The 14814-nt window shown below is 75.3% G+C and carries 11 protein-coding genes and 1 pseudogene; 3 read left to right on the top strand and 9 right to left on the bottom strand.

Annotation, left to right across the window (positions count from 1 at the left end; genetic code table 11):
• From MY526_RS17820 to MY526_RS17845, 6 genes are all read right to left on the bottom strand, one after another.
• Positions 1 to 852, bottom strand: coding sequence for a sulfurtransferase (locus tag MY526_RS17820; RefSeq protein WP_436693885.1), 852 nt, complete (start codon positions 850 to 852; stop codon positions 1 to 3).
• On the bottom strand, positions 849 to 1313 hold the full coding sequence (locus tag MY526_RS17825) for an SgcJ/EcaC family oxidoreductase (protein WP_436693886.1): 465 nt from the start codon (positions 1311 to 1313) through the stop codon (positions 849 to 851). The genes MY526_RS17820 and MY526_RS17825 overlap by 4 nt, the downstream gene beginning before the upstream one ends.
• Before the next feature lie 46 nt (positions 1314 to 1359).
• Positions 1360 to 3258, bottom strand: coding sequence for an ABC transporter ATP-binding protein (locus tag MY526_RS17830; RefSeq protein WP_436693887.1), 1899 nt, complete (start codon positions 3256 to 3258; stop codon positions 1360 to 1362).
• 62 nt (positions 3259 to 3320) lie between these two features.
• On the bottom strand, positions 3321 to 4070 hold the full coding sequence (locus tag MY526_RS17835; protein WP_436693888.1) for an enoyl-CoA hydratase/isomerase family protein: 750 nt from the start codon (positions 4068 to 4070) through the stop codon (positions 3321 to 3323).
• Between the two features lie 23 nt (positions 4071 to 4093).
• On the bottom strand, positions 4094 to 4321 hold the full coding sequence (locus tag MY526_RS17840) for a helix-turn-helix domain-containing protein (protein WP_419750147.1): 228 nt from the start codon (positions 4319 to 4321) through the stop codon (positions 4094 to 4096).
• A 196-nt stretch (positions 4322 to 4517) separates the two neighbouring features.
• Positions 4518 to 6119: an ABC-F family ATP-binding cassette domain-containing protein gene (locus tag MY526_RS17845; protein ID WP_436693889.1), complete on the bottom strand. Its 1602-nt coding sequence runs from the start codon at positions 6117 to 6119 to the stop codon at positions 4518 to 4520.
• A gap of 126 nt (positions 6120 to 6245) precedes the next feature.
• Here MY526_RS17845 and MY526_RS17850 point away from each other — a divergent pair, with 126 nt between their 5' ends.
• Positions 6246 to 8387 carry a DUF2157 domain-containing protein gene (locus MY526_RS17850; protein ID WP_436704721.1) on the top strand — a complete coding sequence of 714 codons (2142 nt, stop codon included), beginning with the start codon at positions 6246 to 6248 and terminating at the stop codon, positions 8385 to 8387.
• Positions 8388 to 8397: 10 nt separating this feature from the next.
• On the opposite strand, the gene MY526_RS17855 is transcribed toward MY526_RS17850, so the two are convergent.
• The 3 genes from MY526_RS17855 to MY526_RS17865 form a co-directional block, all read right to left on the bottom strand.
• Positions 8398 to 9591, bottom strand: a complete 1194-nt coding sequence (locus MY526_RS17855; RefSeq protein ID WP_436693891.1) for an FAD-dependent monooxygenase — start codon at positions 9589 to 9591, stop codon at positions 8398 to 8400.
• 118 nt (positions 9592 to 9709) lie between these two features.
• Complete coding sequence (locus MY526_RS17860) at positions 9710 to 10666, bottom strand: ABC transporter substrate-binding protein (RefSeq protein ID WP_436693892.1); 957 nt, start codon at positions 10664 to 10666, stop codon at positions 9710 to 9712.
• Positions 10667 to 10754: 88 nt separating this feature from the next.
• The gene (locus MY526_RS17865; RefSeq protein ID WP_436693893.1) at positions 10755 to 12404 is read right to left on the bottom strand and encodes a flavin-containing monooxygenase; all 1650 of its coding nucleotides are present in this window, start codon (positions 12402 to 12404) and stop codon (positions 10755 to 10757) included.
• 128 nt (positions 12405 to 12532) lie between these two features.
• Between MY526_RS17865 and MY526_RS17870 the strand changes: the two genes are divergently transcribed.
• Both MY526_RS17870 and MY526_RS17875 read left to right on the top strand, forming a co-directional pair.
• Positions 12533 to 13315 carry an IclR family transcriptional regulator gene (locus MY526_RS17870; RefSeq protein WP_436704722.1) on the top strand — a complete coding sequence of 261 codons (783 nt, stop codon included), beginning with the start codon at positions 12533 to 12535 and terminating at the stop codon, positions 13313 to 13315.
• A 111-nt stretch (positions 13316 to 13426) separates the two neighbouring features.
• Positions 13427 to 14814, top strand: a pseudogene (locus tag MY526_RS17875) (hypothetical protein); the annotation flags it as partial.

Raw genomic sequence — 14814 nt, forward strand, 5'->3', positions numbered from 1 at the left:
TCAGCCGGGGTCGGCGCCGGTGGCCGCCGGCCGGCCGGGGTCGGCGGCCCACTCGGACCACGACCCCGGCCACAGCGCCGCCTCGACGCCCGCCACCGCCAGCGCCGCGACCTCGTGCGCGGCGGCGACACCGGAGCCGCAGTACGTGGCCACGGGCCGGCCGCGGGTGGCGCCCAGCCCGGCGAAGCGCGCGGCCAGGACGTCGGCGGGCAGGAAGCTGCCGTTCGCGGCGAGGTTCTCCGTCGTCGGTGCGCTGACCGCGCCGGGCACGTGGCCGGCGCGCGGGTCTACCGGCTCGATCTCGCCGCGGTAGCGCTCCGCCGCCCGCGCGTCGAGGAGCACGCCGCCCGCCCCGGGCAGGGCCGCCGCCTCCTCGATCGACAGCACCGGGAGGCCACCGCCGGTCAGCGTCACGTCGCCCGGCTCGGGGGTCACCGCCCCGCGCTGCAGTGACCCGCCCGCGCGGACCCACGCGGCCAGGCCGCCGTCGAGCAACCGGACGTCGCGGAGCCCGCCCCAGCGCAGCAACCACCAGGCCCGCGCCGCGGCCAGCCCGCCGGTGTCGTCGTAGGCGACGACCGGGTCGCCGTCGTGGATGCCCCACCGCCGCGCGGCCGACTGCAGCCGCTGCAGCGAGGGCAGCGGGTGCCGCCCGGCCGACGGGGACGGCGGGTCGCTGAGCTCGGTCTCGAGGTCGACGAAGACCGCCCCCGGCAGGTGGCCGGTGGAGTGGTGCTCGCGGCCGTGCGGGTCGCCCAGCGCCCAGCGGACGTCGAGCAGCACCGTCCGGCTGCGGCGGGCCCGCAGCTCCTCGGCGGTGACCAGCACGGGGACGCCGGTCGCCGGGGTCACTGGGGGGCCAGCAACCCGCGCAGCTCCTGGGTCAGCGCCTCACGGGCCTCCGGGTGCTGGTGCCAGGCGGCCGGCGTCGACTGGAACAGCGAGATCCGCCAGCGGCCGCCCCCCTGGTCCACGGCGACCATCGTGTGCACCGTGTGCAGGTCCGGGTCGAAGTCGCTCGCGCCGGCCGGGATCATCCCGGCGTGCGCGAGCAGCGCGGCCACGCCGGGCGCGACCGGCCGGACCGACCGGACGACGCCGACGTAGGACGGGGTCTGGTGGCTGCCGAACACCTGGCGGAGGTCGGCGGCGATCGACAGCCGGCCGCGGTGGTGGCTGCCGTCGAAGCCGATGATGTCGCCGTCGTCGGCGAAGCCGGCTGCGACCGCTGCGCCGCTGCGCCGGTTCCAGCCGTCGAGGAAGGAGGCGTAGAGCGCGCAGATCTGTGTTTCGGCGGGGTGCGCTGACGTCACGCGCTGTCTCCTCTGTGCGGTACTGCGACAGGAGTGACGGTAGTGGTCAGGCTGCGCCGACCGTCCGCCCCTCGCCGACGGCGAACTGGGTCCGGTAGAGGTCGGCGTAGCGTCCACCGAGCGCCAGCAACTCACCGTGCGTGCCCGACTCCACGATGCGACCGTCGTCGACGACGAGGATCTGGTCGGCGCTGCGGATCGTGGACAGCCGGTGCGCGATCACCAGCGACGTCCGGCCGGTGAGCGCGGTGTCCAGCGCGTGCTGCACCGCCACCTCCGACTCGCTGTCCAGGTGCGCGGTCGCCTCGTCGAGGATCACGATGCCGGGCGCCTTGAGCAGCACGCGGGCGATCGCCAGCCGCTGCTTCTCCCCGCCGGAGAGCCGGTAGCCGCGGTCACCGACGACCGTGTCCAGGGCGTCGGGCAGGGACCGGATCAGCCCGCCGATCCGCGCGCCGGTCAGCGCCGCCCACAGCTCCTCCTCGGAGGCCTCGGGCCGGGCGTAGAGCAGGTTGGCGCGGATCGTGTCGTGGAACAGGTGCGCGTCCTGGCTCACCACCCCGATCGCGTCGCGGAGCGAGGCCAGGGTGGCCGACCGGACGTCGAGCCCGCCCACCCGGACGGTCCCGCTGGTCGCGTCGAACAGCCGGGGAACCAGGTTGGCGATCGTCGACTTGCCCGCGCCGGAGTGCCCGACCAGCGCGACCAGCTGCCCCGGCTCGACGCGGAAGGAGACGTCGTGCAGCACCGCCGTCGGCCCGCCGTGCTCGGGCAGCGACACGTCCTCCAGCGACGGCAGCGACACCTCGGCCGCCGACGGGTAGCTGAACGACACGTGCTCGAACTCGATGGACCGGTCGTCGGCCGGCAGCGGCACGGCGTCGGGCTCCTCGCGGATCATCGGCTCCAGGTCGAGCACCTCGAAGACGCGGTCGAAGCTCACCATCGCGCTCATGACGTCGACCCGGACGTTCGCCAGCGCGGTCAGCGGCCCGTACAGCCGGGACAGCAGCAGGGCCAGCGCGACGACGTCGCCGGGGCTCAGCGAGCCGGTGAAGGCCAGCCAGCCGCCCATGCCGTAGACCAGCGCGGTGGCCAGGGCGGCGACCAGGGTGAGCGCGGTGAAGAAGGTGCGCCCGTACATGGCCGACAGGACGCCGATGTCGCGCACCCGGGCCGCCCGGCCGCGGAAGGCCTCCGCCTCGGCGTGGGGCCGGCCGAACAGCTTCACCAGCAACGCGCCGGCGACGTTGAACCGCTCGGTCATCGAGGCGTTCATCGACGCGTTGAGCCCGTAGGACTCCCGGGTGATCTCCTGCAGGCGCCGGCCGATGCGGCGCGCGGGCAGCACGAAGACGGGGACGAGCACGAGCGACAGCGCGGTGATCTGCCACGACAGGCTGAACATGACCCCGGCGGTGAGCACCAGGCCGATGGCGTTGGAGAGCACCCCCGACAGGGTCGAGGTGAACGCCTGCTGGGCACCGATGACGTCGTTGTTCAGCCGGCTCACCAGCGCGCCGGTCTGGGTGCGGGTGAAGAAGGCGACGGGCATCCGCTGGACGTGCTCGAACACCTTGCTGCGCAGGTCGTAGATGACGCCCTCGCCGATGCGGGCGGAGAACCAGCGGGTGGCCAGGGAGATGCCGGCGTCGACGACGGCCAGCCCGGCGATGAGCAGCGCGATGCGGACGATGTCGCCGGCCGTGCCCTCCAGGCCCGCGATCCGGTTGATGATCTGCCCGGCCAGCAGCGGCGTGAGCACGCCGATGAGCGACGAACCGACCACCAGCAGCACGAACCAGGTGAGGTCGCGCTGGTAGGGCCGGGCCACCCCGAGGATGCGGCGCACCGTGCCCGGGGGCAGCTCCCGTGCGGCGACCGACGGGTCGCGGCGGAACGACCGCATCGTCGCCATGGAGGTCATCGAACCGTGCACGTCCACGTCACCTCCATCCGTCGTCGGGCCAACACCACCACCCGGTGGCCTGTTCCGCACCCAGGATGTCAGCGACCTCCGACGAGTTCGGCCAGCCGCCGGACCTGTGCCGCCCGTTCCGCGGCGTCCTGCGCGGCCGGGTCGTTGCGCACCGCGGCCCGGAGCAGCGCGGCGGTCTCCCGGCTCGCGCCGGCCGGTGCGGCGGTGATCGCCGTGACGAGCTCCGCGACGGCGGCGTCGAGCCCCTCGGCCGGGACGACGTGGTTGGCCAGCCCGGCCGCGAGCGCCTCGGCGGCGCCGACGGCCCGGCCGGTCAGGCACATCTCCAGCGCCCGCGAGTAGCCGACCAGCTCGACCAGCGTGCTGGTGCCGGTGAGGTCCGGGACCAGCCCGAGCGACGCCTCCGGCAGCCGCAGCGCGGCGTCCGCGGTCAGCACCCGCAGGTCGCAGGCGAGCGCCAGCTGGGCACCGGCCCCGATCGCGTGCCCCTGCACCCCGGCCACCGAGACGATCCCCGGCGAGCGCAGCCAGCGGAACCCGGCCTGGTAGCCGCGGATCCGCTCCTGCACCTCCCCGGCCGTCAGCCGGCCGAGCTCCCCGAGCCCGCCCGGGGTGCCGGGGTCGGTGCTGAACAGGTCGCGGTCCAGGCCCGCGGAGAACGAGCGGCCCGCACCGCGCACCACGACGACCCGGATCTCGTCGTCCAGCGAGTTCCCGACGGCGGCCAGGGCGGCCCAGGTGGCGGGCGTCTGCGCGTTGAGCCGGTCGGGGCGGTCGAGGGTGACGGTGAGGACGGCGCCGTCCCGCGCCGTCCTCACCCACCCGTCGTGGTCCTCCGGGGTCAACTCTTCTTGCTGTTCCGGTTCGCTCCCCCGCGACTGCGGAGCGTCGCACCGGACTCCGACAGGAGGCGGTGGACGAACCCGTACGAGCGGTTCGTCGAGGTCGCCAGCGAGCGGATGCTCTCGCCGCCGTCGTACCGCTTGCGCAGCTCGTCGGCGAGCGACGACCGGTCACCGCCGGTGATGCGCTTGCCCTTGCCGAGGTCCGCAGTGCTCGAGTCGGCCATGACTCCCCTCCGTCAGCAACCGGCCACGGACCCCGCCGGTCCGCTGTGGCTGCTCGTCCCCTTGGCGCCGGGCCCCACTGGCCACGGCATCCCGCGGTCCATGATCACCCAGCACCCCCGGACGCGCGACGCGAAGCGATCACTCGATGCCAGATGCGCTACGACCGGTGCGGGGACGGCTCCGGCCGGGACGGCGTCAGGCCAGCTCGACCAGGTCGGCGAGGTCCTCGCTCCAGCTGTCCTCGGTGCCGTCGGGCAGCAGGATCACCTTGTCGGGGTTCAGTGCCCGCACCGCGCCCTCGTCGTGGGTGACGAGCACGATCGCGCCGGTGTAGGTCCGCAGCGCGTCCAGCACCTGCTCGCGGCTGGCCGGGTCGAGGTTGTTGGTCGGCTCGTCGAGGAGCAGCACGTTGGCGCCCGAGACGACCAGCGTGGCCATCGCGAGCCGGGTCTTCTCGCCGCCGGACAGCGTGCCGGCCCGCTGGTCGACGGTGTCGCCGGAGAACAGGAACGCGCCGAGGATGCGCCGCAGCTCGGTGTCGGTGCTGTCCGGCGCCGCGGACCGCATCACCTCGAGGAGGGAGCGGTCGAGGTCGATCGTCTCGTGCTCCTGGGCGTAGTAGCCCACCCGCAGGCCGTGGCCGGCCTTCACCTCGCCGGTGTCGGGCACCTCCGTGCCGGCCAGCATGCGCAGCAGCGTCGTCTTGCCGGCGCCGTTGAGGCCCAGGACGACGACCCGCGTGCCCCGGTCGACGGCGAGGTCGACGTCGGTGAAGACCTCCAGCGACCCGTAGCTCTTCGACAGGCCCTCCGCCGTGAGCGGCGTCCGCCCGCACGCGGTGGGGGTCGGGAAGCGCAGCTTGGCGACCCGGTCCTGCACCCGCACGGCCTCCAGCCCGGAGGCCAGCCGCTGGGCGCGCTTGTCCATGCTCTGCGCCGCCTTGGCCTTCGTCGCCTTGGCGCGCATCCGGTCGGCCTGCGCGCTCAGGGCGTCGATCTTGCGCTCGGTGTTGGCCCGCTCCTGCTTGCGCCGCCGCTCGTCGGTCTCCCGCTGCGCGAGGTAGGGCTTCCAGCCGAGGTTGTAGATGTCGACGGTGGCCCGGTTGGCGTCCAGGTGCCAGACCTTGTTGACGACGGCGTCGAGCAGCTCCACGTCGTGGCTGATGACGATGAGACCGCCCTTGTGCGCGCCCAGGAAGCTCTTCAGCCAAGTGATCGAGTCGGCGTCCAGGTGGTTCGTGGGCTCGTCGAGCAGCAGCGTCTCGGCGTCGGAGAACAGGATGCGGGCCAGCTCCACGCGACGCCGCTGGCCGCCGGAGAGGGTGCGCAGCGGCTGGACGAGCACCCGGTCGGGCAGCCCCAGCGCCGTGCAGATGCGGGCCGCCTCGCTCTCGGCGGCGTACCCGCCGAGGGCGGCGAACTGGTCCTCGAGCCGGCCGTAGCGTCGCACCGCGCGGTCGCGCTCGGCGTCGTCGGCGGGCTCGGCCATCGCGATCTGGGCCTTGGTCATCTGCGCGCGGAGGGCGTCGAGGCCGCGGCCGGAGAGCACCCGGTCGCTGGCGGTGATGTCCAGGTCGCCGCTGCGCGGGTCCTGCGGCAGGTAGCCGATCTCCCCGGTGACCTCCACCCGGCCCGCGTGCGGGAGCCGCTCGCCGGCGAGCGTGGTGAGGGTGGTGGTCTTGCCGGCGCCGTTGCGGCCGACCAGGCCGATGCGGTCACCGGGCTGCACGCGCAGGGCGGCCTCACTGATGAGGACGCGGGCGCCGGCGCGCAGCTCGAGGCCGGTCGTCGTGATCACTGATCCCAGGGTAGGCGCTCCTCCGGCCGTCGGGCGCCGACTTCCGGGGTGACATCGGCGGCACCGCCGTCCACAGGTGGGTGACGACCCCTCCCACGGCGGCGGCCGCCGGGCCAGGATCCCGGCATGACCTCGCCGAACGGGACGTCGTGGGGCCCTCCGTGCCCGGTGTGCGGCCGGCCGACCGACGGGCCGGGCCCCGCTCCCTGCCCCTCCTGCGGGCTGCCCGCCGCCGGCGAGGCGGCGCGGGTGGTGGCCCGCATCGGCACGACGATCAACGAACTGGCTCGCGACCGCGAGCAGCTGCTGGCCACGCTGCGGGCGACCGCCCGCCCGGCCACGCCGCCGTCCACCGCCCCGCCTCTGCCCACCGCCCCGCCTGCGTGGCCGGCTCCGCCGCCCTTCCCGGCGCCGCCGTTCCCCGCTGCTCCGCCCGGGCCGGCTGCTCCGCTCCCGCCGCCGCCTCCGCGGACGCCGCGCCGGCCGGTCAGCCCGCAGCAGGTGCTGCTCGGGCTGGGCGCGTTGCTGGTCGTGGCCGCCGCCATCGCGTTCGTCGCGGTGGCCTGGACCCGGCTGGGGCCGGCCTTCCAGTCCCTCGTCATGCTCACCGTCACCGCGGCGGCGTGCGCGGTGTCCGCGTGGACGGCTCGGCGCGGGCTGCGGGCCACCGAGGAGGCGCTCGCCGCGGCAGGGGCCGCGCTGCTCGCCGTCGACCTGGGGGCGGCCCGCGCGCTGGGCCTGTGGGGCCTGGACGGCGTCCCCCTGCGGCTGTGGACGGCGATCTCGTGCACGGTCGTCGCCGGCGTCGCGCTGGGACTCGGCCGGGCCACCCGGAGCACGGTCACCTGGCCGCTGGTCGCCCTCGTCGCCGCCCAGCCGGTTCCGCTCCTGCTGCTGCCGGCCGACGCCGTCGTCGGGCCGGCCGGGGTGGCGGCCGCGCTGGGGGTCGCCCTCCTCGACGTGCTGGTGCTGCTCCGGGTGCGCCCCGCCGTCACGCCGTCCGCGCGGGTGCTGGCGGCAGGGTGGGCCGCCGCTGCCGCGTTCGGCGGCACGCTCTCCGCGTGGGAGCGGGGGCCGGTCGACTCCTGGACGACGACCGTCCTGCTGACGGCGGCCGGCGGCGTCGTTCTCGTGCTGCTCCGCGACGCGCGACTGGCCGCCCACCTGACCCCCGCGCCGGTCGTGGCCGGGAGCGCGGCGGCCGTCGCGGCCCTCGCGCTGGCCGGGTCGCTGGAGCGCTACGGCACGGCGGGGTGGCTCGCCGCGGCCGGCCTGGGCACCGTCCTGCTCACCGCCGCCGTCCTGCTCGCCGCCCGGCCCGTGGCGCGCAGCGGGCTGCTCGCCGGTGGAGTGGTCCTGGCGGCCGGTGAGGCCCTGCTGCGCTACGGCGAGGGACGGTTCGACGTCCTCGCGCTGGTGGTCCTGGCCGCCGTCGTCCCGGCGGCGACGGCCGCCGTCCGGCTCCCTGCCCTCCGGCCGCACGCCACCGGTGCCGCGCTGCTGCTCCCCGTCGCCGCGGCCCTGCTGGCGCGCGAGGACGGCTCGCTGTCCTCGCCGGCCGCCGGCCTGCTCGTGGCGCTGGTCGCGGCCGGAGCGTTCGCCGTCGCCGCGCTCCGTGCTCCCGAGCGGGAGGAGCCGGTGGCCGCCGCGTGCGGCGCCGTCGCGGGCGTGGCCGCGGGCCTCAGCACCGCGACCGCAGGAGCCTGGGGGCAGGTCGGTGTGCAGCTGGCCCTCGCCGGGGCGGCGGCCGGGTGCTACGCGCTCGTGGTCCGACGCCGGCCGGTGGCCGTGGCCGCCGTGGGCGAACTCGTGGTCGCCGGCTGGATCGCCACGGCCGGGGCCTCGGTCGACGCCGTGGAGGCGTACACCCTGCCGGCCGCGGCGGCGCTGTTGCTGGTCGCCCTGCCGCAGGTGCGCGCCGGGGCGCGCTCCTGGGCGGCGGAGGGGCCGGCGGCCGTGGTGGCGCTGGTCCCGTCGACGCTGGTCGTCGTCGCCGAGCCGACGGCCCTGCGGCTGGTCGGCGTGGTCGCGGCCGCCGCGGCGCTCACCGTGGCAGGCACGCTGGCGCACCGCCAGGCACCGTTCGTCGTGGGGGCGGCCGCGCTGGCGTTCGTGGTGCTGGGCCGGTTGACGCCGTACGCGCCGCTGCTGCCGCGGTGGGTCACCCTCGCCACGGCCGGGCTGCTCCTCCTGGTGGTCGGCGCCACCTACGAACGCCGACGTCAGCAGGCGCGCGAGGCGGTCGCCTGGGTGACCGAGATGCGGTGACTCCCCCCGCTCATCCGCCGCGCCGCTCCGCGACCGCCTGGTGCGCCGCCTGCAGCGCGTCGTGAGCGTAGAGCCAGGCGTTGTGGGCCAGCGGATCGTCCGTGGCGAAGGCGGCGTCCCGGGCCCGTTGCTCCGGGCCGTCGGGCAGGTGGTGGTGGCCCTGTCGCCCCCGGCTGGCCGTCTGCACGCGGGCCGCGCGAGGCCCCCGCACGGACTCGTAGAAGGCCAGCGCCTCCGGGACGGTCATCCCGGGCTCCGCCAGGCAGACGGCCAGTACCGCGGCGTCCTCCACCGCCTGCGCCGCACCCTGGGCGAAGAACGGGAACATCGGATGAGCGGCGTCGCCGAGCAGCGCCAGCCGTCCGGACGTCCACGTGCCGATCGGTTCGCGGTCCAGCAGGGCCCACCGGCCGACCTCGCCCGCGGCCGCCACGAGTGCCTCCAGCCGGGGATCCCAGCCGGCGAACTCGGCCGCGAGGTCCTCGACCCGCCCCCGGGACTCCCACGACTCCACCGCGAAGTCCCCGGCCGGCGAGAAGGCCACCAGGTTGACCAGGCGCCCGCTGGAGACCGGATAGTGCACCAGGTGGTGCTCCGGCCCGAGCCAGAGGGTCTGGACCGGTCGGCGGGCCAGCTCCGGCGCGCGCTCCGCCGGCACGAGCGAGCGCCACGCGCACAGTCCCGAGTAGCGCGGGGGCTCCGCCCGGGTCACGGCACCCCGCAGGACCGAGTGCACACCGTCCGCGCCGATCACCGCGTCGGCGGCCACGGACGTGCCGTCGGCCAGCCGGAGCCGGATGCCGTCGGCATCCTGCTCCACCCCTTCGGCGCGGGCACGGAGGTGCAGAGCCGCGGCGGGAACCGCCGAGCGCAGCAGCGCCAGCAGGTCGGCACGGTGGATGACCCAGGTGTCCTCGCCGTACATGGCGGCGGAGTCGTCGAGCGGCTGCTGGAAGAGCACCCGTCCGTCCTCCCACCGACGGAACTCCCAGCCCACCTCGAGCCGCACGGCCTTCGCGGCGACGCCCTCGTGCAGGTCCAGAAGCCGCAGCAGCCGCATGAGGTTCGGCGCGACGACCAGGCCCGCCCCGATCTCACGGAACTCCTGCGCCTGCTCGTGGACGGTGACCTCGATGCCCCTCCGGTGGAGGAACGCGGCCGCAGCCAGCCCCCCGACGCCACCGCCCGCGATCGCGACCCGCACGCCCGTCCTCCCGTCCGTGAGCCCCGCTGTGGTGGGACGACGACGGCCCGCCCGGCCGGCGCTCCCCGCGACGGCTCGTGGCCCCGGTCCCACGAGCCGGGGCCACGGCGCGCCGCGGTCAGTCGTCCGCGAGGACCAGTTCGCCCGTGTCCACCTGTTCCTCGATGAACCCGTACTCACGCATCAGTTCCTCGACCTGGCTGATGTCCGCCGGCTCGCTCTCGACCGCGAACGCGATCGGGTTGAGGCCGGCCGCCACCTCCGGCGGGAGCTGGGTGTACGTGGGGACGACCTCGCCCACGAGGGCTGGGTCGTCGGCGACCATCTGCACGGCGGCGTCCATGGCCCGCTCGAAGGCGGCCACGGTCTCCGGGTTCTCGGCCGCGAACTGGGCGGAGGTCACCCACCCCGCCACCGGCAGGTCCTCGGTCGGCCCGGCGAACACGTCGAGCACCAGCTGGGCCCCCTGCGTGTCGGTGCCGATGCTCACGAACGGCTCGACCAGCCAGGCGGCGTCGACGTTGCCCGAGCCCAGCGCCGTCAGGAAGTCCGGGGGCGGCAGCTCGACGAACGTGACGCTGTCCGGGTCGACACCGGCGTCGTCCAGGGCGGCGCGCGTGGTGAGCTCCATGATGTTGCCCAGCCCGTTGATCGCGATGCGCTTGCCGGCCAGGTCGGCCGGTGCGCTGATCCCGCTGTTCGGCAGGGTGTACAGCCCCTGGACACCGGGCCGGTCGTTCTCACGGACGACCTTGAGCGGCAGTCCCTCCGACGCGGCCTGCACGACCGACACGTAGTTGCTGTAGGCGAACTGCTGTTCACCGGAGACCAGCCCGGGGATCAGCCCGGCACCGCCGCCGCCCGCGACCTGCGGGGTGACCGTCAGCCCCTCGTCCTCGAACAGGCCCTCCTGCATCGCCACGTAGAACGCCGAGACCTCGGCGAAGGGCTGCACGCCGACGCTGACGTCCGTGGTCTCGGGGCCCCCTCCGCCCGTGCTGGCCCCTGCTGCCTCGGCGTCCTCGGCGGAGCCGCCGCAGGCCGCCACGGACAGGACGCACAGGGCAGTGGCCATCGTCAGCGTCGCTCGTGACCTCAGTGATCGCTTCACCGGTTTCCTTCTCTCTCGGGGGTGCTGTCTGGGCGGGGGACGGCGGCTCCCGTCACGCGATCACGAAGCCCTCGTAGTCCTTCGCGGCGACGTCGCCGGCGATCTGCCGGTAGGTCCCCACACCACCGACGTAGGGCATGAAGACCCGTGGCTTGCCGGGGGTGTTGGCGCCGAAGAACCAGGAGTTCGGCGACCGGGGGTAGAGCGTCCTGCCGGCCACCTCGTTGACGTGCTCGACCCAGGCCTGCTCGGCCTCCTCGGTGGCCTCGACCCGGCGGGCGTCCTGGAGCGTCGCGTGCTCGAGCAGGTCGGTGATCCACTCGACGTGCTGCTCGATGCTGTTCACCATGTTGCTGAAGACCGACGGGCTGCCCGGCCCGGCCACGATGAACAGGTTGGGGAAGCCCGCGGGAGCCACCCCGAGGTAGCTGCGCGGACCGTGCGCCCACTTCTCCCGCAGCGTGCGGCCGCCGACCCCTCGGATGTCGATCTTCAGCATGGAGCCGGTCATCGCGTCGAAGCCGGTGGCGAAGATGAGCACGTCCAGCTCGTAGGTGCGGTCCGTCGTCGCCAGCCCGGTCGGCGTGATCCGCTCGATGGGCGCCGACCGGACGTCGACCAGGCTCACGTTCTCGCGGTTGAACGTCTCGTAGTAGCCGGTGCCGGAGCACAGCCGCTTCGTGCCGAAGTGGAAGCCCCTCGGGCTGAGCAGCTCCGCCACCTCGGGGTCGGCCACGATCTCGCGGATCTTGCCGCGGACGAACTCGGCGCACTCCTCGTTGGCGACCGGGTCGACGAGGATGTCGGAGAAGGCCCGCATCATGTACAGCCCGCCCAGCTGCCAGCGCAGCTCGAACTCCCGCCGCCGCTCCTCCGCCGAGACCTCCATGGCCTTCTTCGGGTTCGACAGCTGGTTGTGCCCGAAGCCGGAGACGCGGGCCTTGGCGCGGCGCTCCGGGTACTCCGCCTTCCACTCCCGCTCGACCTGCTCGATCATCGGGTGGTTCTGAGCCGGCATGCAGAAGTTCGCCGTGCGCTGGAAGACCGTGAGGTGGGCCGCCTGGTCGGCCACCAGCGGGATCAGCTGGGTGCCCGAGGACCCGGTGCCGATGACGCCGACCCGCTTGCCGGTGACGTCCACGCCCTCGTGCGGCCAGTCGCCGGTGTGGAACCACTGACCCCGGAAGGTGTCCAGGCCGGGGACGTCCGGCACCTGGGCCACCGAGAGCACGCCCGTGGCCAGGATGCAGAAGCGCGCCGTGACCAGCACGCCGTCGTCGGTGCGCACCGTCCACCGCGAGGTCTCCTCGTCGAAGGACGCCTCGTCCACGCGGCTGTCCAGGCGGATGTCCCGCCACAGGTCGAAGCGGTCCGCGACGTGGCGGATGTAGGCGAGGAGCTCCGGCTGGGAGGCGTACCGCTCGGTCCAGTGCCACTCCTGCTGGAGGTCGTCGTCGAACGAGTACGAGTAGTCGAGGCTCTCGATGTCGCACCGGGCCCCGGGATAGCGGTTGTGGTACCACGTGCCGCCGATGTCGCTGCCGGCCTCGAAGACCTGCACGGTCATGCCGAGCGTGCGGAGCCGGTGGAGGGCGTACACCCCCGCGAAGCCGGCGCCGACGACGACCGCGTCCACCTGCCGCGGCACCCCGGCGTCCTCCGCTCCGACCAGGTGCGTCCGCACCTGCTGTCCCTCGTTCATCCGTCGCCCTCCGCTCGCCGGTCCGTGCACGAGGACTGTGCGGCGCACGTCGCTGGGTGACCACGAGCGTTCTCACGTGCCGAGAAAGTTCTGGTGACCGGGGTCATGGCGCATGTCACGCTCTCGGCATGACCGGCACCGAACCGCGGGACAACGTGCTGACGAGGGCGGTGCGCATCCTCGAGGTCTTCGACGCCGACCACCGGTCGCTCCCGGTCGCCGCCGTGGCGCGACGCGCAGGTCTCCCGACACCGACGACGTACCGGCTCGTCGGCGAGCTCGTCGAGCTGGGACTGCTGGAGAAGGGCAGCGACCGCCAGGTACGCGTCGGCCTGCGGATGTGGGAGCTGGCCTCGCGCTCCTCGGAGACCGTCGGGCTGCGGGACCTCGCGATGCCCTTCATGGACGACCTGCACGCGGCCGTGCGACAGCACACCCAGCTGGCGGTGCTCGAGGGGGACGAGGCGCTGTACCTCGAGCGGAAGTCGGCGCGCGGAGCGGAGGTCGTCAACATCACCCGGACCGCCAGCCGGCTGCCGGCCCACGCCTGCTCCTCGGGGCTCGTCCTGCTCGCCCACGCCAGCGCGGGAGTGCAGGAGCGGGTCCTGGCCGGGTCGCTGCGCCGCATGACCCCGCTCACCGTGACCGACCCCGCCGAGCTGCGGCGCCTCCTGGCCGAGACCCGGTACCGGGGCTACTCGGTGGTGCGCGGCTGGGTGCACGAGGAGGCCGCGGGGGTCGCCGTCCCCATCTGGGGAGCCGACGGCGAGGTCGCGGCGGCGCTGTCGGTCATCATCCCGAACGAGGACGGGCGAGCCGCGGCGGTGATCCCCGCGCTCCTCACCACGGCCCACGGCATCGGACGGGCGCTCGCCGCAGGGTCGAGGTCTCCGGCACCCCTCGCGCGCTGAGCCCCGCGGCGGCGGTCCCCCGGCCGGCCCCGCGGCGGTGACCGCCGCCGGGTGTCACCGGACCCCCGGCCCTACGGTGGGCGCGGGGAACCGATGCGCGAGGGGGCCGCCGTGGACACTGCGCCACCTCCGCCGCTCGCCTATCGCGTCCGGGGGCTGGAGTGGCTGCTCGCCGTCGGCGTCCTCCTCGTCGCGATCGCCGGCGCCGGGCTGACCGCGGTGTTCGGCGGCAGCTGGATCCTGGTCGGGCTCGTCGGTCTCGCCGCGGCGGCGGCCTTGGCGTCGTGGGCCGGCGCGGTCGCCGTCCTCCCGCGGTCGGAGGAGGCGTTCGCCACCGCGGCGGTCGCACTGACCGCGGTCGCCGTCGGCGCCCGGGGTCCGGTGCTCACCGGGAGCGTGTGGCCGCTGGTCGTCGTGGGCGGCGCGTTCGCCGTGCTGGGGTTCCTGCTGCCCCGGCCGGCCGTGTGGCCGCTGGCCACCTGGGCGGCGGCGCAGGTGGCGGTGCTGCGCGCGTTCGAGGGGGTGCCGACCGGGCTGCCCGAGGTCGGCCTGGCGGTGGGCACGGCCCTGGCCGGTCTGGCGACGGCGTGCGCCGCGCGTCCGGTGGTCGCCCGGTTCGCCCTCCTCACCGCCCTGGCCTGGTGGACCGCGGGGGTCGTCGGTGCGGTCACCGTGGCCTGGACCGGCGCGGGCCCGGGCCGGTGGGTGTCCGTGGTGCTGGCCGCCGTGTCCGCCGCCGCCCTGCTCGCCCCCCGCGAACGGGCGATCCTGCGGCCCCTCCTGCGACCCCCCTCGGCCGTTCCCGTCCTCGCGGGCATCGCGGTCGGGGCCGCCGTCGGCGCCGCCCTGCACTCCCCCGGCCCGGTGGCCGTCCCGCTCGCCGGCTACCTGGGCGTGGGCGTCGCCTCGGCCGCCGCGGCGCTGCTCACCGGCGCGACCCGCCGGGTCGTGCTGCCGCCGGTCGCCGCCGCCTGCGCCACGCTCATCGTGCTGTGCCTGGTCCAGTTGCTGGCCGAGGAGCGGTGGACGGCGCTCACCTGGCTGTTCGCCGTCACCGCGGCGCTGTGCCTGCTCACCGGGCTGCTCCGGGCCGACGAGCGACCGGCCGTGATCCCCACCGCCGTCGCCTGCGGCGGGCTGGCCGCCCTCTGCACCGTGCCGCCCGGCGGCCCGGCCGCCGCCCGCGGTGCGGCCGTCGCGCTCAGCGCCCTGTACCTGCTCGCGCTGGCCGCCGGGCTGGGCATGGACGCGCGCACCCGCCGGCCCACCGCGGTCACGGGTGCGGCCTGCGCCGCCGCGGCCGCCGCCCTGCTGGTGGCCGTGGGCAGCCGCGGGCAGCTGGCCGCGCACCTCGCGGTCCAGGGGGCCTGCACCACCGCCTGGGCGTGGACGCTGTGGTGGTGGGCGCACGCCGCGCCCGCGGCGGCCCCGCCCGCGGCCGGGACGGACGTCGTAGGTCAGCACGGCACCCGGGACCTCCAGGGTGCGCGTCACGGGTT

It is taken from the genome of Geodermatophilus sp. CPCC 205761 (assembly GCF_051383655.1).
In the GTDB taxonomy this organism is placed as follows: Bacteria; Actinomycetota; Actinomycetes; order Mycobacteriales; family Geodermatophilaceae; genus Geodermatophilus.